Source organism: Micromonospora sp. NPDC047074, assembly GCF_040643815.1.
Classification (GTDB): Bacteria; Actinomycetota; Actinomycetes; order Mycobacteriales; family Micromonosporaceae; genus Micromonospora.
Map to the genome: position 1 here is coordinate 65,594 of NZ_JBEYVB010000024.1, position 23,622 is coordinate 89,215.

Sequence of the window (23,622 nt, forward strand, 5' to 3'; positions counted from 1 at the left end):
CGGGATGGGAATGTTCTTCGATAGGGAGGCTGTGCCACGGTGAGCTCCTAAAGTCACTGTGCGGCGCGATCGGTACGGTCTCGCTGGCACGCCGGAGCCGGGGAGGTGCTCGAAGCGGCTGGTTGCGACCGGGTGAAACCTAGGTGATCACCGAGGCCAAGGCAATGGCGTACCTCCATTCGTGTAACTCACAGGGGGATATCAGGGGGCGGTGCCCCGCCCCGCGGGGCGCATGGAGACGCGCTCCGCGGGGAGCTGACGACGCCCGGTCACGAATATGAGGACCAAACGATGTACGGGCAGCTCAAAATCGGCATCCCGGGACGCGCGTCGGGGTCCGCCGGCCCGTGTCGATCGTCACCTGTCGCCCCGCGTCCCGGCCCCGTCCAATGGGGTCAGTGCCGGGGAATGCCCAGGGTGACGAGCAGGTCCTCGTGCAGCTGGAACCACACCACGTGGTAGGACGCGAGATCGTCCGTCACGTACTCCACCGCCCCGGATCTCGCCGACGCGAGGGCGTGGGCGAGCCGGGACCGGTAGCGCTGGAACCGCGGCAACGCGGCGGACAGCCGTACGCAGACGTCGTCGGCGCGCCGGTGGAGGTCCGCGAGGCGGTCCAGGACCCGGCCGTCGTAGGCCGGATCGCTGTGGTCGTTCGGCGCCGCGACGCCGTCGACGGATCGCAGCTGCCAGGCGGTGCAGAGGTCGAGCAGCTCCGGGTTGAGCAGGAGGAAGCCGTCGTACGCTCCGGTCACAGCGGGTCGGGCACCGGCGGTGTCCAGCTCGGCGGTGACCCGTTCGGCGTCCGCGGCGCGGCCCGCCCCGGTGAGGCTCCACCCGCCGAAGGCGCCCGGAGCCCGCGTGACGAGGCCGGCTACCGCCAGGTCGATCAGCTCGGACTCCACGTCGGACTCGGGCAGCCCGGTCGCCTCCGCCAGCCGGGCGGGGCCGGCGGCCCCGACGCAGCGCAGGGCGTGCAGGACCAACAGGTCGGTACTGGTCGGTTGCGGCGGGCCCGGCACCTCGACAGGCTACCTGGATGACCTGGATCCACCCGCTGTCGGCCGAGGTCGACGCGACGCCCGAGGTACTCGGCGGCAAGGCGCACGGGCTCGTCGCCCTGCGCCGCCTCGGCCTGCCCGTGCCTCCCGGCTTCGTCATCGGCACGGCCGCCTGCCGCGCGTTCCTCCGTGACGGGCGGCTGCCCGACGGCCTCGAAGCCGAGTTGGCGAGCGCCCTCGCCGGCCTGGAAGCCGTCACGCGGCGGAGTTTCGGTGGACCTCGCCAACCGCTGGTGGTGTCGGTCCGCTCGGGCGGCGCCGTCGCGATGCCCGGCATGATGAGCACGACGCTCGACGTGGGCCTCACCACCGCGGCGACGGCGGTACTGGCGGCCGGGACGGGCGACACGCGGTTCGCGCTCGACTCGCGGCTGCGGTTCCTGTCGAGCTTCGCCGCCACCGTTCTCGCGGTGGACCCGGAACACCTCGAAGCGGTCGTGCGCGGCGCGGACGACGGCGATCCGGAGACGTGCCTCGCCGAGGCGATCCGGCGCGTCGACGCCCTCGTCCACGAGCGCGCCGGCACCGCTGTCCCGGACGACGCGGGGCAGCAGTTGCGGATGGCCGTCGGGGCCGTCCTGTCGTCCTGGAACACTCCGCGTGCCAGGACCTACCGGGAACTGCACGACATCCCGCACGACCTCGGCACGGCCGTCACCGTGCAGTCGATGGTGTTCGGCAACCGCGACGACCACAGCGGCACCGGGGTCGCGTTCAGCCGGGACCCCAACACCGGCGAGCCCGTCGCCTACGGGGAGGTCGTGTTCGGTGGCCAGGGCGACGACGTCGTGGCCGGCAGGTCGACGGCCCGGCCGCTGGCCGACCTGGCCGACCGCGAGCCGGCGGTGTGGGCCGACCTCCTGGCCGCGCTGGCCCGGATCGAGCGGCACCACCGCGACGCCTGCGGCGTGGAGTTCACCTTCGAGTCCGGCGCGCTGTGGATCCTCCAGATGCGCCCCGGCGGCCTCGTCGGCCGCGCCGCCGTCCGCGCCGCGGTCGACCTGGTCGACGAGGGGGTGATCAGCCGCCGGGAGGCCCTGCTCCGGCTGTCCGCCCGGCATCTCCGATCCGCTCGTACGCCCCGGATCGAGGCGGTGGACGCGACCGACGTCCTCCTGCGCGGGCTGGGCGCCTGCCCGGGCGTCGTGGCCGGCAGGGTGGCGACCACCGCCGACCGGGCGGCCGCCATGGCCGCCGACGGTCCGGTCGTCCTGGTGCGTCCACACACGTCCCCGCTGGACATGCACGGCCTGGCCGCCGCCGCGGGAGTCGTCACCGCCCGTGGTGGGCCGACGAGTCACGCGGCGGTGGTGGCGCGGGCGATGGGCAAACCGGCGGTCGTCGGGGCCACGGGGCTCACGGTCGACGTCGCCGGCGCCCGCGTGCTGGCCAATGGACGGACCGTCCCGGAGGGTGCCCTGGTCACCGTCGACGGGACCGGTGGAGTGGTGGTGCTCGGCACTCCCCGGGTGGTCACCTCCCCCGGCGAGGAGCTGTGCCGCCTGCTCGAATGGGCCGACGAGGTCTCGGGCGGCGACCCGGGCCGCACCGACGCGGAGCGCCTCGCCGCGGCCCACGCCGCCCTCGCGGGCAACTGAGACGGGCGCCGGACGTTAAACTTCGCCCCTGGCAGCCTGCCCGACGAGATCCGTCTGATCCCACGCAGCATCCCCGTCTGATCCCATTCAGCATCGGAGGGCCGAGCACGTGTCCCTGACGACCACCGAGGGCGAGCTGACCGGTCGGGTCGCCCTCGTCACCGGAGCCAACCACGGCATCGGCGCGGCCACCGCGGTCGCGCTGGCGCGCCGGGGTGCCGCGGTACTGGTCACCTATCTGCGGCTGGACGACCCGCCGGACCCGGGCATCCCCGACCGGTACCGGCAGATCCGGGCCACCGGCGCGACGGCCGTCGTCGACCGCATCCGGGCCGCCGGTGGCCGGGTGGTCGAGGTCGAGGCGGACCTGGCCGACGCGGACACCCCCGGCCGGCTGTTCGACGTCGCCGAACGCGATTTGGGGACCGTCGACATCCTGGTCAACAACGCCACCGGATGGCTGGCCGACACGTTCAAGCCCGTCACGACGGACCGGCACGGCAGGACGTTGCGGCCGGTGACGGCCGAGTCGTTCGACAGCCAGTTCGCGGTGGACGCCCGGGCGGGAGCCGTGCTGATCGCCGAGTTCGCGCGCCGCAACATCGCGGCGGAACGGGGCTGGGGACGCGTCATCAGCCTCACCTCGGGGCACAGCGACGGGTTCCCCGAGGAGGTCTCCTACGGGGCGGCCAAGGCAGCCCTGCTCAACTACACGATGGCCGCAGCCGCGGAACTCGCGCCGTTCGGTATCACCGCCAACGCCGTGCACCCCCCGGTCACCGACACCGGCTGGGTCACCGACGACGTGCGGGCGACCGTACGCGACAACCCGCACCTGTTCCGCGTGGCCGAACCCGAGGAGGTCGCCGAGGTCATCGCCTTCCTCGCCGGTGAGAGCGGGCGGCTGATCACCGGCAACCACGTACAACTGCGGTGACCACCGGGCCCTCCTGATCCCGCACCCACCCGGCTACCCGGCGCGGGTCCCGGTGGCCGGTTCGGCGCGCAGCCCAGCCCGCAGGTCGAGCAGCCGGGCGGCCACGGACTCCAGCTCGGCGACCGGGAAGCCGTCGGCCAGGTCGGGCAGGTACGCGCGCAAGGCGGCTTCGGCCCGGCCCTCGAAGTGGACCCGGTCGGCGGCCACCCGGATCCCCTCCCGGGAACCGGCCCGGGTGTTCCACGCGATCGCCCGCGCCCGGTCCCAGCCGGCCGGCAGGTCGAGGGTCATCCCGTCGTCGGTGATGCGCACCGGGTACCCACCCGGCAGCCCGTTCGGGCCCGGCAGGTTGGTGTGCACGACGGCGCCCGGCCGCCAGTCCCGCAGCAGCAGCGCGGCGGTGTGGCCGGTGACGGCGTTCAGTTCGGCGCGGCGGCAGGCGCGCTGCCCGGCCAGCGCGCCGGTCACGTCCGCCACCGGCACGTCACCCGCCCAGGCCAGCGCCTCCTCCCCCGGCCCGGCCGGCGGATACAGGTGCACGTGGTGGGCGAGGACCCGCAGCCGGTCCCCCGGGCCGAGTCCCAGGGCCGCCCGCATCGACGCCGTGAGCAGCGCGACGTTGCCCAGGCCGGCGTCGATCGGCAGCCCGCGCGCGGCCAGGATCGGGTTGACCGCGTCCGGGAAACAGGCGTTGAGGAACCGGGCCGGCACCCCGCTGCGCCGCACCGCCCCGGCCACCCGGCTCGCCAGCAGCGCGTGCAGCGGCGCCGTGGCCCCGAAACCGGCCTCGGCCAACAACCCGGTCCAGCCGGACGGGGCGGTCACCGACTCCCAGGGCGACTGCACGGAGGCGCAGTGCAGCACGGCGTCCGGCGTCTGGTCGGCGATCAGCGCGGCCAGTTCCGCGTCGTCGTCCAGGGCGACGGCGGCGGACCGGAACCGGGCCGGGGTGCCGCTCAGCGCCGCCCGGGCCCCGGCCACGTAGGCCACCTCGGCGGACCGGGCGGCGTCCCGGCCGACCACGGTGACCGTGACGGGCCGGTCGGCGACGACTGCCGTGGAGTGGCAGACGGCCCGGGCGAGCGAACCGCTGCCCACCACGACCACCCGGTTCACCGGTGCCGCCAGGCGCTGCCGAGGCCGACGGACGCCGGCGGACGGTGGAGCCCCGGCTCAGCCATCGACCGGCTCCAGCTCCAGGTGGACCAGCTCCGAGACGGTCGCGTACAGCTCCCGGACGGCCTGGGCACCGTCCGCGGCGTCGACCAGGACGTTCACCGCGAACACCTCGTGCTCGCCGGTCAGCACGTACCCCGGCTCGATCGCCGTGACGACGTCGATGACGTCGGGCAGGTCGTGCAGCTCGGCCAGGCCGTGCACGGCCACCACCCGTCCCGTGCCGTGACCGAAGACGGTCAGGGTGGCCAGCGGCATGGGCAGCGCCGCCGGCTGGCGTCGCGGCCGGGGCAGGTTCAGGTGCAGGGCGAGGTACTCGGCGGTGAGGTCGATGCCGGTGACCAGCTCGTTGAGGCGGGGCAGGAGCTGCCCGCCGGGCCGGCCCGGATTCACCTCGATGATCGTCGGGCCGTGTCGCACGTCGTCGATCAGCTCGACGTGCGCGACCGTCTGGTCGAGACCGAGCGCGGTGACCGCCGCCACCGCCGCCCGCAGCAGCGCCTCCCGCCCCGGTTCGGGCAGTTCCGCGGGCCACAGGAAGCCCTGCTCGAAGAAGCGTTCGTCGACCAGGAACTTGTCGACCAGGGCGGCCGGCTCCGGCGCCCCGTCGCGCAGCACCACGTCGACGCAGTACTCGCGACCCTGGAGCACCGCCTCGACCAGCAGGACCCGGGTCGGGTCGAGCGGGCCGTCGGCGGCCGGCAGCGGACGCCGGTAGAGCCCGTCCATCGCCTCCGGCAGCCGGTCGGTGAGCTGCCGGTAGGCCTCCGCCAGCTCGGCCGGGCCGTCGACCCGGCGCACGCCGTGACTGGCGGTGCCGTTGAGTGGCTTGACGATCGCCGGGAAGCCGACCTCGGCGGCGACCCGGGCCACGGCGTCGACCGACTCCAGCAGCGCGAACCGGGGAGTCGGCAGGCCGGCCGCCGCGAGCGTACGCCGGGCGGCGTACTTGTTGCGGGTCCGGGCCAGCGCGGCCGGATCCGGGCCGGCCAGGCCGAGCAGCGCACTCGCCTCGGCGGCCGTGACGACCACCCCGTCGGAGCCCGTCACGATCCCGGCCAGCTCCGCGCCCCCGGCCACGGTCTTCGCCGCCGCCACCACCTGCGCGGCGTCGGTCGGGTCGTCGATCCGCACGGCGCGCTGGTACGCGTCGGTGAGGCGTCGCCAGTCGGCGGGGTCGGCCGGCCCGGAGACCAGCAGCGGGGTCAACCCGAGCTTGCGGATGTCGCCGGCCAGGGCGACCAACCACGTCACCCCGCCGTCGCGGAGCACCACCGCGGCCCGCTCCGTCGGCTGCGTTCCGCTCACGCCAGCTCCCTTCCTGTCGGCTTCCGCCATCCGTCGGTCAGCAGCCGGCGGTCGATCTTCCCACTGGCCAGCAGCGGCAGCCGATCCACCAGCACGATCTCCCCGGGCACCAGGTGTGCCGGCGCCCGGGCGGCCAGTCGGGCCCGCATCCCGGCGGCGTCGGCCCCGTCCACGGCGACCGCCCACGCGACGAGCCGGCGGGCGGCACCGCTGCCCGTCACCGCCGCCGCGCAGCGCCGTACGGCCGGATCGGCGTGCAGCAGGGCCTCCACCTCGCCGAGTTCGATCCGCATGCCCCGGAGCTTGACCTGCCCGTCGCGGCGGCCGACGAACTCCAGCGCGCCGTCGGGACGGCGGCGGGCCCAGTCGCCGGTGCGGTACATGGTGGCGCCGGACACGAACGGGTCGGGCAGGAACCGGGCCGTCGTGGCCTCCGGGTTGTCGAGGTATCCGAGCGCCACCCCGTCGCCGCCGACGTGCAGCTCCGCCTCCTGCCCCGCCGGCACCGGCTCGCCCGCCTCGTCCAGCAGGTACACGCAGGTGTTGGCGAGCGGACGGCCGATCGGGATCCCCGCGTCCTCGGGCGGCCCGGTCACCTCGTGCGTGGTGGTGAAGGTGGTCGCCTCGGTCGGCCCGTACCCGTTGATCAGACGTACCCCCGGCAGGGCCGCGCGGGCGCGGCGGACGTGCTCGACCGACGCGGCCTCCCCGCCGAAGAGCACGTGCCGCGCCCCGGCCAGGGCCCGGACGTCCTCGTCGACGATCACGTTGAACACCGACGCGGTCAGCCAGAGGGTGGTGACGCCACCGGCGGCGATGGCCCTGGCCAGCTCGGCGGCGACCGGCAGCTCGCCGGGGTAGCGGACCATCCGGCCGCCGTGCAGCAACGGCCCCCACACCTCCAGGGTGGAGGCGTCGAAGGCCACGGGCGCCATCTGGAGGAAGGTCAGCTCCGGCCCGAACGGCAGGTACCGCTGCCCGTGGACCAGCCGCACCACGGCGCGGTGCGGCACCAGGACGCCCTTCGGCGTGCCGGTGGAGCCCGAGGTGAACATCAGGTACGCCGGGTCGGTGGCCCGGCGGGTCGGCCACGGTCCGTCCCAGGGGGCGGCGGTTGTCGCGGCGGAGAGCGGCCGCGGGCCGGCGGCGGCCGGCAGGTCGGCACCCGTGGTGTCGTCGACCAGGGACAGGGCCACCCCGGCGTCGGCCAGCAGGGCGGTCAGCCGGGCCGCCGGCTCGGCCGGGTCGACCGGCACGTACACCCCGCCGGCCCGCAGGACGCCGAGGTACGCGGCGAGGAGCCGGCTGCCGCCCCGCACCGCGACGGCGACCCGCCCGTCCGGTTCCAGGCCGGCCCGCAGCAGGTGGGCCGCGACCCGGTCGGCCTGCCCGGCCAACTCCCGGTAGGTGGTCGCCGTCCGGCCGTCCGTGACGGCGACCGCGTCCGGCCGGGCCGCCGCCCGCTCGGCGAACAACTCGTGCAGGGTGCCCTCGTGCGGGTACGGCACCCGGCTGTCCCGCACCTGCCGGTGGGTCTCCCGCCACGGGTTGACCAGGGCGGATCTCATGACATCGCGACCAGGATGCGCCGGTCGCCGGTGTACGCCCGCCGCCCGTGCAGGGCCAGCATGTTCTCGACCAGCAGCACGTCGCCGCGCTGCCACGGCACGTCGAGCGCGTGCCGCTCCGCGGTGGCCCGCACCTCGTCGAGGTCGGCGGCGGGAATGTCGGAGCCGTCGCCGTAGCTGGCCGACAGCGGCAGGTTCGCCGGGTCGCCGACCAGACCCAGCAGGGTCTCGGCGTCGGCCGGCGGGAGGTTCGACACGTGCCACTGGTCCGCCTGGTTGAACCAGACCCGCTCCCCGGTCACCGGGTGCTCCCGCGTCGCCGCCTGGGTCTGCCAGCTACGCAGCCCGCCGTCGTCGGTCCACTCGTGCCCGGCCCCCGCCTCGTCCAGCAGCTTGCGGACCGCGTCCCGGTCGTCGGTCTCGTAGGTGGACTGCCACGACTTGCCGAGCCCGAAGCCGCCGTGCATCGTCCGCCGGTAGGTCACGCCGTGCCGTTCGAAGCGCTCGCGCACCCCGGCGTCGAGGTCGCGCAGCAGGGTACGCCCGTCGCACAGGTGGGTGGCGCCGCCGCCGGCCGGCTCGACCAGGCAGCAGAAGTACAGCCGCTCCGGCCAGTCCGGCGCGTACGACAGTTCGTTGTGCAGCGAGATGTCGTACGCGGCCGGGTAGTCGGTCGAGGTGTACACGCCGTCGGTGACCTGGGTGCGCGGCGAGTTGCCGTGGGCGTAGCCGCGGGTCGCCGCGCCGAAGTGGTCGACCACCGCGCGGAAGTCCTCCGGGGTGCCCACCGGCAGCCCGCGCAGGAAGACAGCGCCGTACCGGGTGAGCAGCGCGGCCACCGACGGGTCGCACCGGTCCAGTTCGGCGAGGCCCGCCGTCAGGTCGCCGGCGCCGGGCACCGTGACCATCGCGGCCGTCGTGCCACCGGACGGGCTGGCCACCGTCTCGATCTTCATGGAGTCCTCTTCTCTGGGGTCGGCGCGGCCGGTCACTCCGCCGGTTCGGGCAGGGTCTTCAGGCCGGGGATGGGCGAGAACAGGTAGACGAAGATCGGCACGACCAGGAAGAGCCCGAAGACCACCAGGACCGGCCGGATGCCCCAGATCTCGGCCGACGCGCCGGCGGCGAAGGCGCCGAGGGGGGCGAGACCGAGCGAGAGCCCACGGAACGCCGACGCCACCCGCCCCTGCATGTTGTCGGGGGTCAGCGCCATCCGTACCGAACCCATGCTGACGCTGCTCATCGGCATGGTCAGGCCGGTGGCGAACTGGACGAGGGTGAGCAGCACCACCGCCGGCCAGAACGACTCCGGCGTGAACGGGATGAGCAGGAACGCCGGGTTGCAGATGATGGTGCACCAGATCGCCGTCCGTCCCGGGCCGAAGCGGCGCAACGCCGGGATGGAGAGGGTGGCGCCGACGACCGCGCCCGCCCCGCCCGCCGCGAAGATCAACGCGACCACGCCGCTGGGCAGCTTCAGATCCTGCACCAGGAACAGGATGTACAGCGTCTGGATGCCGCTCCAGAAGGTGACGAAGATGCCGGTGGAGATCACCATGGGCCGCAGGATGGGCTGGCGGACCACGTACTTCAGCCCGGCAGTGATCATGGGCAGCAGCCGGGGCCGGTCGGTGTCGCCCTCGGGCACGGGGCGCGGCTCCGGGGTGCGGATCGTGGCCAGGTTGATCGCCGAGATCAGGCAGGTGATCGAGCCGACCAGCAGCGCCACGGCGGCGTTGAACCGGGCGACCAACGCGGCGGCCAGGGCGGGTGCCCCGAGCTGGGCCACCGAGTGGCTGATCGACAGCTTCCCGTTCGCCTCGCCGAGGTGTTCCCGGCTCACCAGCGACGGCAGGTACGCCTGGTAGGCGACGTCGAAGGCGATGCCCATCACGGCGACGCCGAACGCCACGACGTAGAGCCAGCCGATGGCGAGCTGGTCGGTGAGGTAGAGCAGCGGGATGCTCAGCAGCAGCACGAACCGGCCGAGGTCCGCCCAGATCATCACGGGGCGGCGCCGGACGCGGTCGAGCCAGACCCCGACCACCAGGTAGAGCAGCGCCGGCAGCCGCAGCACGGCGCCGAGGATGCCCATCTCGGTCGGGGTGGCCGCCAGCAGCACGACCGCCACCAGCGGCAACGCCACGACGGTGACCTCGGAGCCGAGCATGGCGAGGCTCTCGCCGCTCCACAGCTTGAGGAAGTCCCGGTTGCCCCGCAGGCCGCGGTCCGCGCCCTTGTCGGGAGCGGTCTGCGCCGCCGCCTCAGCGGGCGCGGTCTGGCTGTCCATGGTGCATCCATCTCCTCATCTGCGCCGCCATCTGGCTGACGTACGGCTCGTACACTGCGGTGAAGCGGGTGCCGGGGATCGGCTGGACGGCGAACCGGCCGGTCACCAGGTCCCGCCATCCGTAGTCGCGGTCCGGCGTCACGTCGTGATCCTCGCTGGGCATGAAGAGCGTGACGTCACCCGGGTAGGGGTCGTGCGTGTAGTGGCCGACCGCGTGCGCGTTGGCCCGGAACACCGCCAGGTAGCGGCGCACCTCCTCGATCTCGGTCGCCGCGTACTGGAGGGTGTCCTCGTGGGTGGCCGCCTGGATGATGGCCATCAGCTGCTCCTCCGGGGAGCGGGTGCTGAGCTCCTGCGGGTCCACCGTGTTCAGTCCGCCGGCCAGCGCATGGATCATGAGCTGGGTGTCGCTCTCCAGGGTGGCCCGCACCACCGGCTCCTCGATCGACGACCAGACCGGCATGACCAGCGGCACCTCGGCTCCGCCGTCGCGCAGCCGGCGGGCCACCTCCAGGGCGATGTTGCCCCCGATGCAGAAACCACCCAGCAGGTACGGCCCCTCGGGGCGGATCGCCCGGATGTGCTCGGCGTACCGGTCGGCCATGTTGTCCAGCCCCTGGATCGGCTCCTCGCCGGGGGTGAAGCCGTAGCCGGGGATGGCGTAGACGGGCTGGTCCGGGCCGAGGTGCTCGGCCAGCGGCCGGTACCGGAAGATCTGCCCGCCGAGCGCGTGCAGCATGAACAGCGGCGGCCGGTCGCCGGTCTCGCGCAGCGCCACCACCCGGTCGGTGACCCGGGCCGCTGCCGGGGCTCCCGCCACGGCCGCGGGCGCCGCGGCGACCACCTCGGCCAGTTGGGCCACGGTGGGCGCGGCCAGCAGCGAGGCCAGCGGCAGCTCGCGCGCGAACTCCTGGCGTACGAGCATCGCCAGCCGCAGCGCGATCAGGGAGTGCCCGCCGAGGTCGAAGAAGTTGTCGTGCACGCCGACGGTCCCGACGTTGAGCAGCTTCGCCCAGATGGCGACGAGCCGGGCCTCGGTGGGGTTGCGTGGGGGTGTGTGATCCGTCCGGGTCACCCCCGGATCCGGCAACGCCGACCGATCCAACTTCCCATTCACCGTCGTCGGCAACTCATCAATCACCACCACCTGCGCCGGCACCGCATACTCCGGCAACCCCCGACCCAACACCACCCGCCAATCCACACCCGACACATCAACCCCCACCTCCGCCACCACATAACCCACCAACCGCACCCCCGCACCCTCACCACGCGCCACCACCACCGCCGACCGCACCCCAGAAACCGCCACCAACGCGGCCTCCACCTCACCCGTCTCAATCCGGAAACCCCGCACCTTCACCTGACCATCAGACCGCCCCAAAAACTCCAAAGACCCATCCGGACGCCACCGCGCCACATCCCCCGTCCGATACAACCGACCACCCACCCCACCAAACGGATCCGGCACAAACCGCTCCGCCGTCCACCCCGCCCGACCCACATAACCCCGACCAACCTGCACCCCACCAATACACAACTCACCCGGCACACCCACCGGCACCCGACCCAACCCCGAATCCAAAACCTCCACCCGCGTATTCGCCACCGGCCGACCAATCGGCACCACCACACCACCCGGCAGACACCGATGCCACGTCACATCCACCGCCGCCTCAGTCGGCCCATACAAATTAAACAACTCCACCCCGGGCAACACCTCAAAGAACCGACGCACCACATCCGCACCCAACGCCTCACCCGAACAAAACACCCGACGCAACCCCGCCGCCCGCACCCCCACACCAGGCTCCGCCAAAAACGCATCCAACATCGACGGCACAAAATGAACCGTCGTCACCCGCTCAGACTCCACCAACCCCAACAACGCCGCCGAATCCCGATGCACCCCAGGATCCGCCACCACCATCGAAGCCCCCACCAACGACGGCCAGAACAACTCCCACACCGACACGTCAAAAGAAAACGGCGTCTTCACCAAAACACGATCATCCACCGACAAACCAAACTCATCCTGCATCCACCACAACCGATTCCAAATCGACCGGTGCGACACCCCCACACCCTTCGGCCGACCCGTCGAACCAGACGTATAAATCACATACGCCAAACCCTCACCCGGCACCACCACACCCAACGGCCCATCCGAGCAATCCATCTCCTCACCCAAAACCACCACCCGCACACCCGCACCCACCACTCCCGACACCCGATCAGCCAAAACAGCCGACGTCACCACCACACCCGCACCCGAATCCGCCACCATCACACCCAACCGCTCATCCGGCAACGACGGCTCCAACGGCACATACGCACCACCAGCCGCCACCACCCCATGAACACCCACCACCAACCCCACACCACGCTCCACACACACCCCCACCACCGAATCCACCCCAACACCCAACCCCACCAACAACCGACCCAACCGCCGCACCCGAGACCCAAACTCCACACCCGACACCACACCCCACGAACCCACCAAACCCACACCCACACCACCCACCACATCCACCAACGACCCCACCCCAAACACCCGCGACACCCCGGACACCGGGGGCTGGTAGGCGGGGTCGAGCAGCGGCCGGGTGGGGCGCGGACTGGCCGCCGGGTCGTCGGTCATCGCCGTGAGGGTCCGCAGGTAGCAGTCCCGGAACCCGGCGATCTGGTCCGGCGGGAACTGGTTGGCGTCGAAGCGCAGCTCCAGGGTCAGGCCGACCCCGTCGGAAGCCCGGATCATGTTGGCCGCGAAGGCCAGGTTGGTCTGCTCGAACGTCTCGCTGCCGAGCAGCTCGACCGGCCCGGCCTCGGCGGCGCCCCGGTAGTGGTGGAAGTCCCGGAAGTCGAAGATCGCGTCGAACAGCGCGTCCCGCCCGGCCAGCCGCTGGATCTCGAACAGCGGGAAGGCACGGTGCGGCATCACCGCCAGTTCCGCCTCGAAGACCCGGCGGACCAGATCGTTCCAGCTCGCCGCGGTAACGTCCACCCGCAGCGGCACGGAGTTGAGGAACAGGCCGAGGACCTCCTGGGCCCCCTCCTGCTCGGCCCGGGCGTGGGTGACCACGCCGCTGACCGCGTCGGCGGCGCCGGTGAGCAGGGCGACCACCCGCAGGTGCGCGGTGAGCAGCACCGTACGCAGCGGCACGCCCAGCTCGACCGCGAGCTTGCCCAGCCGCGCCACCAGTTCCGCGTCGAGGCCGGTACGCAGTGCGTCGACCTGCTCGCCCCGCTGCTCGGCGGGATACCCGGGCAGCCGGGGCAGCCTGCCGTCCGGCGCGTCGGCGGTCAGCCGGGCCCAGAAGTCACGGCTGGCCGGGGCGGCGACGGCGCGCTTCTCCCGCGCCACGAACTCCCGGAACGTGACCGACGGCGCGGTGACCGGCAGCGGCGCACCGTCGAGGTGGCCGGTGTAGCGCCGCAGCAGCTCGTTGACCAGCAGCGACAGGCTCCAGCCGTCCAGGATGGCGTGGTGGAAGCTGATCGTGAGGTCGAACCGGTCGGCCGGCAGCAGGTGCACGACGATCCGGGCCAGCGGGGGCCGGGCCCACTCGAACGGCCGGTGCCGCTCGGCCACGGCGAACCGCTCCACCTCCCGGCGCGCCGCGTCCTCCGTGGCGTCGCGCAGGTCCACCTCCTGCACCGGAACGGTCGCCGTGCGCCAGACCAGCTGCACCGGCTCGCTGAAGTTGGTCAGGTCGAAGCTGGTGCGCAGCACCGGGTGCCGGGCGGCCAGCTCGGCCAGCGCGGCGCGCAGGGCGTCCGGGGCGTACCGGCCGGACATCCGCAGCGTCAGCAGATCGTGGTAGGTGGCCGTGTCGGAGTGGTACTCGCTGTGGTAAAGCATGCCGGCCTGGAGGGCGGTCAGCGGGTACGCGCTCTCGACGGCACCCCGTTCCCGGGTGACGGTCGTCATTGCTCGGATGCTCCCCTCGAATCTCCATAGAGCCGGTCCAGCACGTCAAGGTCGCCGGCCCCGAGAAGGCCGAAGTCCGAGTCGTCCAGGCCGGTGACGTCACCCTCGGGGGCACCGGCGTCGGTCGCCACGGTGCCCACCGCTCCGATCGCCTCCGCCAACGCCGCCACCGTCTGGTGGCGGAACAGTTGCGGCAGGCTCACCTCGTGCCCGGCGGTACGCAGCCGCGCGATCACCCGCAGGCTGCTGATCGAGTCGCCGCCCAGGTGGAAGAAGTTGTCGTGGACGCCGACCTCGGTCAGGCCCAGCACCTCGCACCAGATCCCGGCCAGCAACTGTTCGGTGGGGTTGCGTGGGGGTGTGTGATCCGTCCGGGTCACCCCCGGATCCGGCAACGCCGACCGATCCAACTTCCCATTCACCGTCGTCGGCAACTCATCAATCACCACCACCTGCGCCGGCACCGCATACTCCGGCAACCCCCGACCCAACACCACCCGCCAATCCACACCCGACACATCAACCCCCACCTCCGCCACCACATAACCCACCAACCGCACCCCCGCACCCTCACCACGCGCCACCACCACCGCCGACCGCACCCCAGAAACCGCCTCCAACGCGGCCTCCACCTCACCCGTCTCAATCCGGAAACCCCGCACCTTCACCTGACCATCAGACCGCCCCAAAAACTCCAAAGACCCATCCGGACGCCACCGCGCCACATCCCCCGTCCGATACAACCGACCACCCACCCCACCAAACGGATCCGGCACAAACCGCTCCGCCGTCCACCCCGCCCGACCCACATAACCCCGACCAACCTGCACCCCACCAATACACAACTCACCCGGCACACCCACCGGCACCCGACCCAACCCCGAATCCAAAACCTCCACCCGCGTATTCGCCACCGGCCGACCAATCGGCACCACCACACCACCCGGCAGACACCGATGCCACGTCACATCCACCGCCGCCTCAGTCGGCCCATACAAATTAAACAACTCCACCCCGGGCAACACCTCAAAGAACCGACGCACCACATCCGCACCCAACGCCTCACCCGAACAAAACACCCGACGCAACCCCGCCGCCCGCACCCCCACACCAGGCTCCGCCAAAAACGCATCCAACATCGACGGCACAAAATGAACCGTCGTCACCCGCTCAGACTCCACCAACCCCAACAACGCCGCCGAATCCCGATGCACCCCAGGATCCGCCACCACCATCGAAGCCCCCACCAACGACGGCCAGAACAACTCCCACACCGACACGTCAAAAGAAAACGGCGTCTTCACCAAAACACGATCATCCACCGACAAACCAAACTCATCCTGCATCCACCACAACCGATTCCAAATCGACCGGTGCGACACCCCCACACCCTTCGGCCGACCCGTCGAACCAGACGTATAAATCACATACGCCAAACCCTCACCCGGCACCACCACACCCAACGGCCCATCCGAGCAATCCATCTCCTCACCCAAAACCACCACCCGCACACCCGCACCCACCACACCCGACACCCGATCAGCCAAATCAGCCGACGTCACCACCACACCCGCACCCGAATCCGCCACCATCACACCCAACCGCTCATCCGGCAACGACGGCTCCAACGGCACATACGCACCACCAGCCGCCACCACCCCATGAACACCCACCACCAACCCCACACCACGCTCCACACACACCCCCACCACCGAATCCACCCCAACACCCAACCCCACCAACAACCGACCCAACCGCCGCACCCGAGACCCAAACTCCACACCCGACACCACACCCCACGAACCCACCAAACCCACACCCACACCACCCACCACATCCACCAACGACCCCACCCCAAACACCCGCGACACCCCGGAGACGGCCGGAGCCGGCTCGTCCGGCGCGGTGAAGGGCAGCCGCGACAGCGGTACGTCGGGCGCGGTGGCCGCCGCGTCGAGCAGCGCCAGGTAGTGCCGGGTGAGCCGGGCCGCCAGTTCCGCCGAGACGAGGTCGGTGCGGTACTCGAAGGTGCCGGACAGCCCGTCGCCGTCGCGCCAGAGCAGCACGCTCAGGTCGAACCGGGCGGCGGCGGTGCCCAACGGCAGCCGCTCGACCGCGAGCCCGGCCACCGGCGGCGCCGCCCGGCGCTCCTCCTCCACCGAGAACAGCGCCTGCACCAGCGGGTCGGTGCCCAGCTCCCGCCCCTCGGCCAGCTCGCCGGCGAGCAGCTCGAACGGCACGTCCCGGTGGGCGAACGCGCCGACGGTGGTCTCCCGCACCCGGGTCAGCAGGTCCCGGAAGGTGGGGTCGCCGTCCAGGTCGGTACGCAGCACCAGGGTGTTGAGGAAGAAGCCGATCAGCGGCTCCAGTTCGGACTGGCCGCGACCCGCCACGGGCACCCCGACGGCCAGGTCGGTCTGGCCGGTGTACCGCGACAGCAGGGTGTAGAAGCCGCCGAGCAGCGCCATGAACAGGGTGCCGCCCTCGCCGGCGGCGAGGACGCGCAGCCGCTCCACCAGGTGCGCGTCGACGTGCAGCGGCGCGTGCGCGCCGGCCGTGCTGCGCTGGGCGGGGCGGGCGCGGTCGGCCGGCAGCTCCAGCCGGGCCGGCAGGCCGGCGAGCCGCTCCCGCCAGTACGCGAGCTGCCCGGCGCCCACGCCGGTCAGCAGGTCGCGCTGCCAGAGCGCGAAGTCCGCGTACTGGACGGCGAGGCGCGGCAGGTCGTCGGCGGAGCCGCCCGCGTAGAGGACGCTCAGTTCCTCGACGAGCAGATCCATCGACGGGGCGTCGCTGACCGCGTGGTGCAGGGTGACGAGCAGCAGGTGCTCGTCGGCGGCGACACGCACCAGCAGCGCCCGCAGCGGCGCGTCGGTGGCCAGGTCGAACGGTACGGCGGCGTGCGCCCGCAGCAACGTCCACAGCTCGGCGTCGCGCACCTCGGCCGGCCGGCCGCTGACGTCGACCTCGTCGAGGGCGGGCGGAGCGTCGTCGACGACCACCTGGTGCACGTCGTCGTCGATCAGCACCAGCCGGCTGCGCAGCACCTCGTGGCGGCGCACGACGACGCCCAGCGCGGCCCGCAGCGCATCCCGGTCCAGGTCGCCGCGCAGGCGCAGCAACAGCTGGGTGTTGTAGAGCGGGCTGCCCGGGTCGAGCTGGTCCAGGAACCACAGCCGGCGCTGGCCGTAGGACGCGAGCGACGGGCCGGCGCGGTCCACCGGCCGGACCGGGGGAAGCGCGGCGGCCCCGGTCAGCCCGGCGATCCGCTCCGCCAGCCCGGCGGGGGTGGGTGCCTCGAAGACGGCCCGGATGGGCACCTCCACCCCGAAGACGGCACGCAGCCGGGCCACCAGCCGGATCACCAGCAGCGAGTGCCCGCCGAGGGCGAACAGGTCGTCGTGCCGGCGTACGGTCGGCCGGTCGAGCAGCTCCGCCAGCACACCGGCGACCACCTCCTCGGTGCCGGCGTGCGGCGCGTCGTCGGGCACGGAGGCCTCCGTCGGCTCCGGCAGCGCGGCGTACGCCCACCGGCCGGCGCGGTCCTCCACGATGGCCGGCAGCGTGACCACGGCGTCGGGGATCCAGCCGTCGGCCAGCCGCCCCCGCAGCCGGGCCGTCCAGTCGACCCGCTCGACGTCCGTGTCCGGCTCACCGACCAGGTAGGCGACGAGCCGGGCGACGTCGCCGTCCGGGCGGACGGCGACCGTCGCGGCGCGCACGCCCGGCTCGCCCAGCAGCGCCTGGGCGATCAGCGCCGGGCGGATCCGGTACCCGTCGCGGGCCAGTTCCTCGGCGATCCTGCCGTGGTACTCCAGGTCGCCGTCGGCGCGCCACCGGACCAGCTCGCCCGTGGCGACCAACCGGTCGCCCGGCGCGCCGTACGGGTCGGGGCACGACGCCCCGTCCGGGCCGGCCCCGGTGTCGGGCCCGCTGGCCGGGCCGGCCCCGGTGTCGGGATCGCCGACCGGGTCGGTCCCGGCGTCGGGGTCGCCGGCCGGGCCGGCCACCCAGAGCTGGCCGACGGCGCCGGTGGGCACCCGGCGCAGCCGGTCGTCGAGCACCTCCAGCCGCACGCCCGCGGGCCGGCCGAGCAGCCCCGGGGGCGCCGAGCCGGTGACCCGGCGGCTCGCCAGGACACCCTGCGCCGGCAGGTCGAACAGGTCGTCGACGAGCACTCCCGGCAGCCGGTCGGCGCACCGCGCGGCCAGGGCCGGCGACAGCGGACCGCCGACGCAGCGCACGGCGACGAGGTCGGGCAGCGCGAGGTGCGGCAGGTCGAGCAGCCCGGCGAGCCGGGCGGGAGTGAGGGCCACGCTGCTGGCCCGGTGGGCGCGCAGGGCCTCGGCGAGGACCGGCGGGGCGTCCCCGACGGCGGGATCCAGCGGCACCACCCGACCGCCTGCCGCCACCGGCCACAGCAGCTCGACGGCGGCGGTGACGGTGCCGGGCGGCAGCACGTGCAGGACGGTCTCGGCCGCGCCGGCCGGTGCCCCGGCACACAGCCAGGCGACCCGGTCGGCGACCAGCCGGGCCGGCACGTCCCGCCACCGGCCGTCTGCTCCTTCGGTCACCCGCAGCGCCCCGCCACCGGCCGGCACGAGGGCGTCCACCGACGGCGTCGCCCCGGCGGTCACCCCGGCCGGCGCCGTCGCGGCCACCTCCTCGGCCAGCGTCTCCGGCGCGTCCGCCACGGCGGTCAGCAGCGCGGTGTAGTCGGCGGCGAACCGGGCCATGGTCGACGGGTCGAACAGGTCACGGCGGTACTGCATCGCACCGTCGAGCCGGTCGGCGCGGCGCCACAGGAAGACGCTCACGTCGAACTTCGCCATCGGCAGGGCGAACGGCTCGTAGCGCATCGTCACCTCGCCGCTGTCCACCGAGAGCGCCCGGTCGTCGTCGGCGAGCATGAACATCGTCTGCACCAGGGGCGTGCTGCCCGGGTCCCGGGGCGGGGAGAGTTCGTCGACCAGCGCCTCGAACGGGACGTCGGCGTGGGCGTACGCGCCGATGGTGACGTCGCGGACCTGCCGGAGCAGGTCGCGGAAGGTCTGCGCGGCGCCGACGTCGACCCGCAGCACCAGCGTGTTGACGAAGAAGCCGATCAACGGTTCCAGCTCGGGGCGGGGCCGCGCGGTGTGCGGCACGCCGACCACCAGGTCGCGGTCGCCGGTGTAGCGGGCGAGCAGCACGAAGTAGCCGGCCAGCAGCGCCATGTTGAGGGTGGCGCCCTCGGCCGCGGCGAGCCGGCGCAGCCGGTCGGCGACCTCGCCGGGCACCTCGAACAGCTCGTGGGCGCCCTCGCTGCCCCGCTGGCGGGGACGCGGCCGGTCGGTCGGCAGCTCCAGCCGGGCGGGCAGGCCGGCCAGCCGCTCGCGCCAGTAGTCCAGTTGGCCGCCACCGGAACCGGTCACCAGGTCGCGTTGCCAGACCGCGAAGTCGGCGTACTGGACGGGCAGCGGCGGCAGCGCCACGGGCCGGCCGGTGCGGGCGGCCGGGTACGCGGCGGCCAGCTCGGTCAGCATGACCGCCATGGACGAGCCGTCGAAGACGGCGTGGTGCAGGGTCAGCAGCAGCTCGTGCCGGTCGTCGGCGATCCGCAGCAGCAGCGCCCGCAGCGGCGGGTCCACCCGCAGGTCGAAGACCGGTTCGCCGTGCTCGCGGTAGTGCCGGCGATGGGCGGACTCCAGCTCGTCGCCGACGAGCCCGCGCAGGTCGACCTCCCGCCACGGCACCTCGGCGGTGTCGCCGGCCACCTGGCACAGCTCGCCGCCGTCGAGCACGAACCGGGTCCGCAGCACCTCGTGCCGCTGCGCGACGGTCACCAGGGCCGCCCGCACGGCGGCCGGGTCGAGCGGGCCGACCAGTTCGAGGCCGAAGTGGGTGTTGTAGAGCTGGGGATCGGGCTCGGTGTGGTGCGACAGCCACAGCCGGCGCTGCCCGTACGAGGCGGGCAGCGGCCGGGAGCGGTCCGCCACGGCCACCGGCGGGGTTCCGCCGCCGGTCGCGAATCCGGTGATCCACCGCGCCAGGCCACGGACGGTGGGCGCCTCGAAGACCGACCGCAGCGGGAGGTCCACGCCGAAGGCCGCCCGCAGCCGGGCGAGAAGCTGGATCACCAGCAGCGAGTGGCCGCCGAGCTCGAAGAAGTGGTCGTCCCGGCCGATCTCGTCGCGGTGCAGCAGGGTGCCGAAGACGGTCGCCACCACGTCCTCCACCGCGTCGCGGGGCCGGTCGGTGCGCACCTGCGTGACGACGTCGGGCACGGCCGGCAGGCGACGCCGGTCGAGCTTGCCGTGCGGGGTCAGCGGCAACTCCGCCAGCGGGACGAAGGCCGCCGGCACCATGAAGTCCGGCAGGTGCCGCTCGGCGTGCCGACGCACCACGGCGGGCGGCACGTCCGGCCGGGCCGGCACCACGTAGCAGACGAGCGCGGGGCCGGTGCGGCGCTCCTCGTCGAGCAGCACCGCGCAGTCGGCCACCTCCGGGCAGCCGGCGATCACGGCCCGGACCTCGTCCAGCTCGATCCGGTAGCCGTGCAGCTTCACCTGGTCGTCCAGGCGGCCAAGGAACTCCACCGCGCCGTCGGGCAGCCGGCGGCACCGGTCCCCGGTGCGGTAGAGCCGGGCTCCGGGGCGGTCGGCGAACGGGTCCGGCAGGTACCGCTCGGCGGTGCGGCCCGGTTGGCCCAGGTAGCCCCGGGACACCGTCTCCCCACCGACGTACAGCTCGCCGACGACCCCGTCGGGCACCGGATCGAGTCGCTCGTCGAGCACGTACGCGGTCGCGCCGGCCAGCGGCCAGCCGATCGGGGTGGTGGCACCCCGGGGCGTCGGCGTGCGGTCACCGGGCAGGGCCAGGGCGCCGACGGTGGTCTCGGTCGGCCCGTAGTGGTTGATCACCATCCGGTCGCCGGCCAGCTCGCGCAGGTGCGTCACCTGGCTCCACAGCGACGCCTCGCCGCCGAGCAGGAGGGCCTGCCGGGGCAGCAGCGCCGTGGGCTCGGCGCCCGCGGCCACCAGGCTGGACAGGTGCGAGGGGGTGAGCTTCAGGTAGTCCACACCGGAGGCCACGTGGGCCGCGAGCCAGGCCGGGTCGGTGACCCGCTCGGCGTCGACCAGGTGGACCGTCCCGCCGGAGGCGAGCGCGCCGTAGAACATGGTGAGGCCGAAGTCGAAGGTCAGCGGCTGCCACAGGCTGAACACCCGGCCGGGGGGCGCCGCCAGCAGCTCGGTCAGGCCGGCGAGGTAGGCGGCGAGGTTGCGGTGGCTGACGGCGACGCCCTTCGGGGCGCCGGTGGAGCCGGAGGTGTAGACGACGTACGCCAGGCTCTCCGGTTCGACGGCCGGCGTGGCCGGCGGCACCGCGTGCGGCGGCGTGCCGGGCACGGCCTCCTCGACCCGCAGCACGGGCACGCCGGCGCCGTCGAGCCGCGGCGCCAGGTCGGCCACGGTGACCGCGACCAGGGCGCCGGCGTCGGCCAGGGTCCGCTTCAGCCGGTCGGCGGGCGAACGCAGGTCGAGCGGCACGTAGGCGCCGCCCGCCCGGAGCACGCCGAGCACGGCGACGGCCAGCTCCACCCGGTTGTCCACCAGGATGCCGACCCGCTGTTCCGGGCCGACCCCGTGCCCGCGCAGCAGCGCGGCGAGCGCGTCGGCGCGGGCGGCCAGTTCGGCGTACCCGAGCCGGCCGCCCTGGCTGTCGGTGACCGCTGGCGCGTCCGCGCGCCGGCTCACCCACTCGTCGAACCGGGCGGGGAACAGCACGGACGCGGTCGGGGCGGCGTGCCGGCCGCTCCCGGTGAGCCGGTGCCGCTCCGCCTCGTCGAGCAGGGGCAGCCGGTCGACCGGCAGTTCCGGGTCGGCCACCGCCGCGGCGAGCAGCCGCAGGTAGCGCTGGACCAGGGTGGCCGCGGTGCCGGGGTCGAACAGGTCGGCGCTGTACTCCAGCCGGCCCTGGTAGCGGTTGTCGATCTCCCAGAGCAGGTCGAACTTCGCGGTGCCGGTGCTGAGCTGCACGCCCTCGGCCGGCACCCGGTTGAAGGCGATCTGGTAGAGGGGGTTGCGGCCCGGGTCGCGCGTCGGGGCGACCGCCTCCACCACCCGGTCGAACGGCACGTCCTGGTGTTCGAAGTCGGCGAGCAGGCCGTCCCGCAGCCGGTCCACCAGCTCCGCGAAGCACGCCGCGCCGTCCACGTCGGTACGCAGCACCAGCGTGTTGACGAACATGCCGATCAGGGGCTCCAGCTCGGGCATGGAGCGACCCGCCACCGACGAGCCGACCACCACGTCCCGCTGCCCGGAGAGCCGGTACAGCAACGCCTTGAGCCCGGCCAGCAGGATCGTGTACGTGGTGGTCTGGTGCCGCCGGGCGAGCGCCTCCAGCCCGGCGACGGTCCCGGCGGGCAGGGCGAAGTGCTGCTCGCCACCGGCGTGGGTGGGCTGGGCCGGCCGCGGCCGGTCGCTGGGCACGGGCACCTGGTCGGGCAGCCCGGCCAGCCGCTCCCGCCAGTAGTCCACCGACGCGGCCAGCTCGCCCGTGGCGAGTTCGCGGCGCTGCCAGACGGCGTAGTCGACGTACTGGATCTCGAGTTCCGGCAGTTCCGGTTCCCGGCCCTCGAACCGGGCCGCGAACAGCTCCTCCAGCTCCGACTGGAGGTTGCCGATCGACCAGGCGTCGCAGACGGCGTGGTGGGCCACCACCAGCAGCCGCTGCTCGTGCTCGTCGAGGCGGGCCAGGACGACGCGCCACAGGGGCGCCTCGGCCAGGGTGAAGGGCGTCCGGCGGCAGCGCGTGCGCAGGTCGTCCAGCGCCTGGTCCGGCTCCGGCTCCCCGCGCAGGTCCGCCACCTCGACGACGACCGGCACGGTGTCGTGCACGACCTGCCGCAGCCGGCCGTCGTCGTCGGTGGAGAAGTCCGTACGCAGGGTCTCGTGCCGCCCCACGACCTGCCGGAGCGCCTCCGTCACCAGCGCGACGTCGACCTGCGGGGGCACCCGCATCTCCATCGGCAGGTTGTACGCCGGCACGTCCGGATCGCGCCGCGCCATGAACCACAGCCGCTCCTGGCCGTACGACGCGGGGAAAGCCTGCCTATCGTCCACCGGTACTCCCGTCCACTGTTCAGCCTCGCCCGCGTCGCCCCGTCGGCGGCGGCGGTGTCAACGGCCCATGAACTCGCGCAGGCTGCGCGGGCGCATGTCGGTCCAGACCTCGTCGATGTGCGCGAGGCACTCGTCCTTGCCGCCGGCGAAGCCGGTCGGCTGCCAGCCCGCGGGGGCGGTCTGGTCGGCGAACCAGATCGAGTACTGGTCCTCGTCGTTGCGAACCACCTGGTACTGCTCCATCGGCTCTTCCTCTCTCGGTGGGTCGGCTCGGGCCGTACGCTCAGCCGTCGCCACGGGCGACCTTGGGGATGCCGCCCGCCCGCTGGCCCGGCTTGGCCGCCCGGGCCTTCTCCACGTTGGCCACCATGTCGCGCACGGTGGAGGCGTCGAACAGCGTCCGCATCGGCAGCTTCACCCCGGCCACCTTGCGGACCTGGGCGATGAGCTGCACCGCGACCAGCGAGTTGCCGCCCAGCTCGAAGAAGTCGTCGTCCAGTCCGATCTCGTCGACGCCGAGCACCTCCGACCAGAGCCGCAGCAGCTTCGCGGCCGTGTCGTCGTCACCGGCGCCGTCCTGGCCGGCCGCGGGTGCGGCAGGCACGCTCGCCGCCGGGGCCGGACGGGCCGGCGCGCTCGCCGCCGGGGC

12 protein-coding genes are annotated in these 23,622 nt (G+C 73.4%); 2 read left to right on the forward strand and 10 right to left on the reverse strand.

What is annotated here, in order from left to right:
* Positions 1-395: 395 nt before the first annotated feature.
* Positions 396-1,022, reverse strand: coding sequence for a transcriptional regulator (locus ABZ809_RS23865; protein WP_357564794.1), 627 nt, complete (start codon positions 1,020-1,022; stop codon positions 396-398).
* 17 nt (positions 1,023-1,039) lie between these two features.
* Here ABZ809_RS23865 and ABZ809_RS23870 point away from each other — a divergent pair, with 17 nt between their 5' ends.
* Both ABZ809_RS23870 and ABZ809_RS23875 read left to right on the forward strand, forming a co-directional pair.
* Complete coding sequence (locus ABZ809_RS23870) at positions 1,040-2,659, forward strand: pyruvate, phosphate dikinase (protein WP_357564795.1); 1,620 nt, start codon at positions 1,040-1,042, stop codon at positions 2,657-2,659.
* Positions 2,660-2,768: 109 nt separating this feature from the next.
* Positions 2,769-3,596, forward strand: a complete 828-nt coding sequence (locus tag ABZ809_RS23875; protein ID WP_357564796.1) for an SDR family oxidoreductase — start codon at positions 2,769-2,771, stop codon at positions 3,594-3,596.
* 33 nt (positions 3,597-3,629) lie between these two features.
* Here ABZ809_RS23875 and ABZ809_RS23880 read toward each other — a convergent pair whose 3' ends face one another.
* The 9 genes from ABZ809_RS23880 to ABZ809_RS23920 form a co-directional block, all read right to left on the reverse strand.
* Positions 3,630-4,712, reverse strand: a complete 1,083-nt coding sequence (locus tag ABZ809_RS23880; RefSeq protein WP_357564797.1) for a saccharopine dehydrogenase NADP-binding domain-containing protein — start codon at positions 4,710-4,712, stop codon at positions 3,630-3,632.
* A gap of 57 nt (positions 4,713-4,769) precedes the next feature.
* On the reverse strand, positions 4,770-6,080 hold the full coding sequence (locus ABZ809_RS23885; protein WP_357564798.1) for an ATP-grasp domain-containing protein: 1,311 nt from the start codon (positions 6,078-6,080) through the stop codon (positions 4,770-4,772).
* Positions 6,077-7,648 (reverse strand): amino acid adenylation domain-containing protein, encoded by a 1,572-nt coding sequence (locus ABZ809_RS23890; RefSeq protein ID WP_357564799.1) that lies wholly within the window; start codon positions 7,646-7,648, stop codon positions 6,077-6,079. Before ABZ809_RS23890 ends, ABZ809_RS23885 begins: the two co-directional genes overlap by 4 nt.
* Positions 7,645-8,604, reverse strand: coding sequence for a TauD/TfdA family dioxygenase (locus tag ABZ809_RS23895; protein WP_357564800.1), 960 nt, complete (start codon positions 8,602-8,604; stop codon positions 7,645-7,647). Before ABZ809_RS23895 ends, ABZ809_RS23890 begins: the two co-directional genes overlap by 4 nt.
* A 32-nt stretch (positions 8,605-8,636) precedes the next feature.
* Positions 8,637-9,938 carry an MFS transporter gene (locus ABZ809_RS23900; RefSeq protein WP_357564801.1) on the reverse strand — a complete coding sequence of 434 codons (1,302 nt, stop codon included), beginning with the start codon at positions 9,936-9,938 and terminating at the stop codon, positions 8,637-8,639.
* Positions 9,913-13,872 (reverse strand): amino acid adenylation domain-containing protein, encoded by a 3,960-nt coding sequence (locus ABZ809_RS23905; protein WP_357564802.1) that lies wholly within the window; start codon positions 13,870-13,872, stop codon positions 9,913-9,915. Before ABZ809_RS23905 ends, ABZ809_RS23900 begins: the two co-directional genes overlap by 26 nt.
* Positions 13,869-22,973 (reverse strand): amino acid adenylation domain-containing protein, encoded by a 9,105-nt coding sequence (locus ABZ809_RS23910; RefSeq protein ID WP_357564803.1) that lies wholly within the window; start codon positions 22,971-22,973, stop codon positions 13,869-13,871. Before ABZ809_RS23910 ends, ABZ809_RS23905 begins: the two co-directional genes overlap by 4 nt.
* Positions 22,974-23,030: 57 nt before the next feature.
* On the reverse strand, positions 23,031-23,216 hold the full coding sequence (locus ABZ809_RS23915) for an MbtH family NRPS accessory protein (protein ID WP_357564804.1): 186 nt from the start codon (positions 23,214-23,216) through the stop codon (positions 23,031-23,033).
* A gap of 40 nt (positions 23,217-23,256) precedes the next feature.
* On the reverse strand, positions 23,257-23,622 hold a 366-nt coding region (locus ABZ809_RS23920), incomplete at its 5' end, for a phosphopantetheine-binding protein (protein WP_357564805.1).

Excerpts from the sequence above, each read along its gene's own strand:
- ABZ809_RS23870 (WP_357564795.1), top strand. The coding sequence starts at position 1,040 with ATGACCTGGATCCACCCGCTGTCGGCCGAGGTCGACGCGACGCCCGAG.
- ABZ809_RS23890 (WP_357564799.1), bottom strand. The coding sequence starts at position 7,648 with ATGAGATCCGCCCTGGTCAACCCGTGGCGGGAGACCCACCGGCAGGTG.
- ABZ809_RS23895 (WP_357564800.1), bottom strand. The coding sequence starts at position 8,604 with ATGAAGATCGAGACGGTGGCCAGCCCGTCCGGTGGCACGACGGCCGCG.
- ABZ809_RS23900 (WP_357564801.1), bottom strand. The coding sequence starts at position 9,938 with ATGGACAGCCAGACCGCGCCCGCTGAGGCGGCGGCGCAGACCGCTCCC.
- ABZ809_RS23905 (WP_357564802.1), bottom strand. The coding sequence starts at position 13,872 with ATGACGACCGTCACCCGGGAACGGGGTGCCGTCGAGAGCGCGTACCCG.
- ABZ809_RS23915 (WP_357564804.1), bottom strand. The coding sequence starts at position 23,216 with ATGGAGCAGTACCAGGTGGTTCGCAACGACGAGGACCAGTACTCGATC.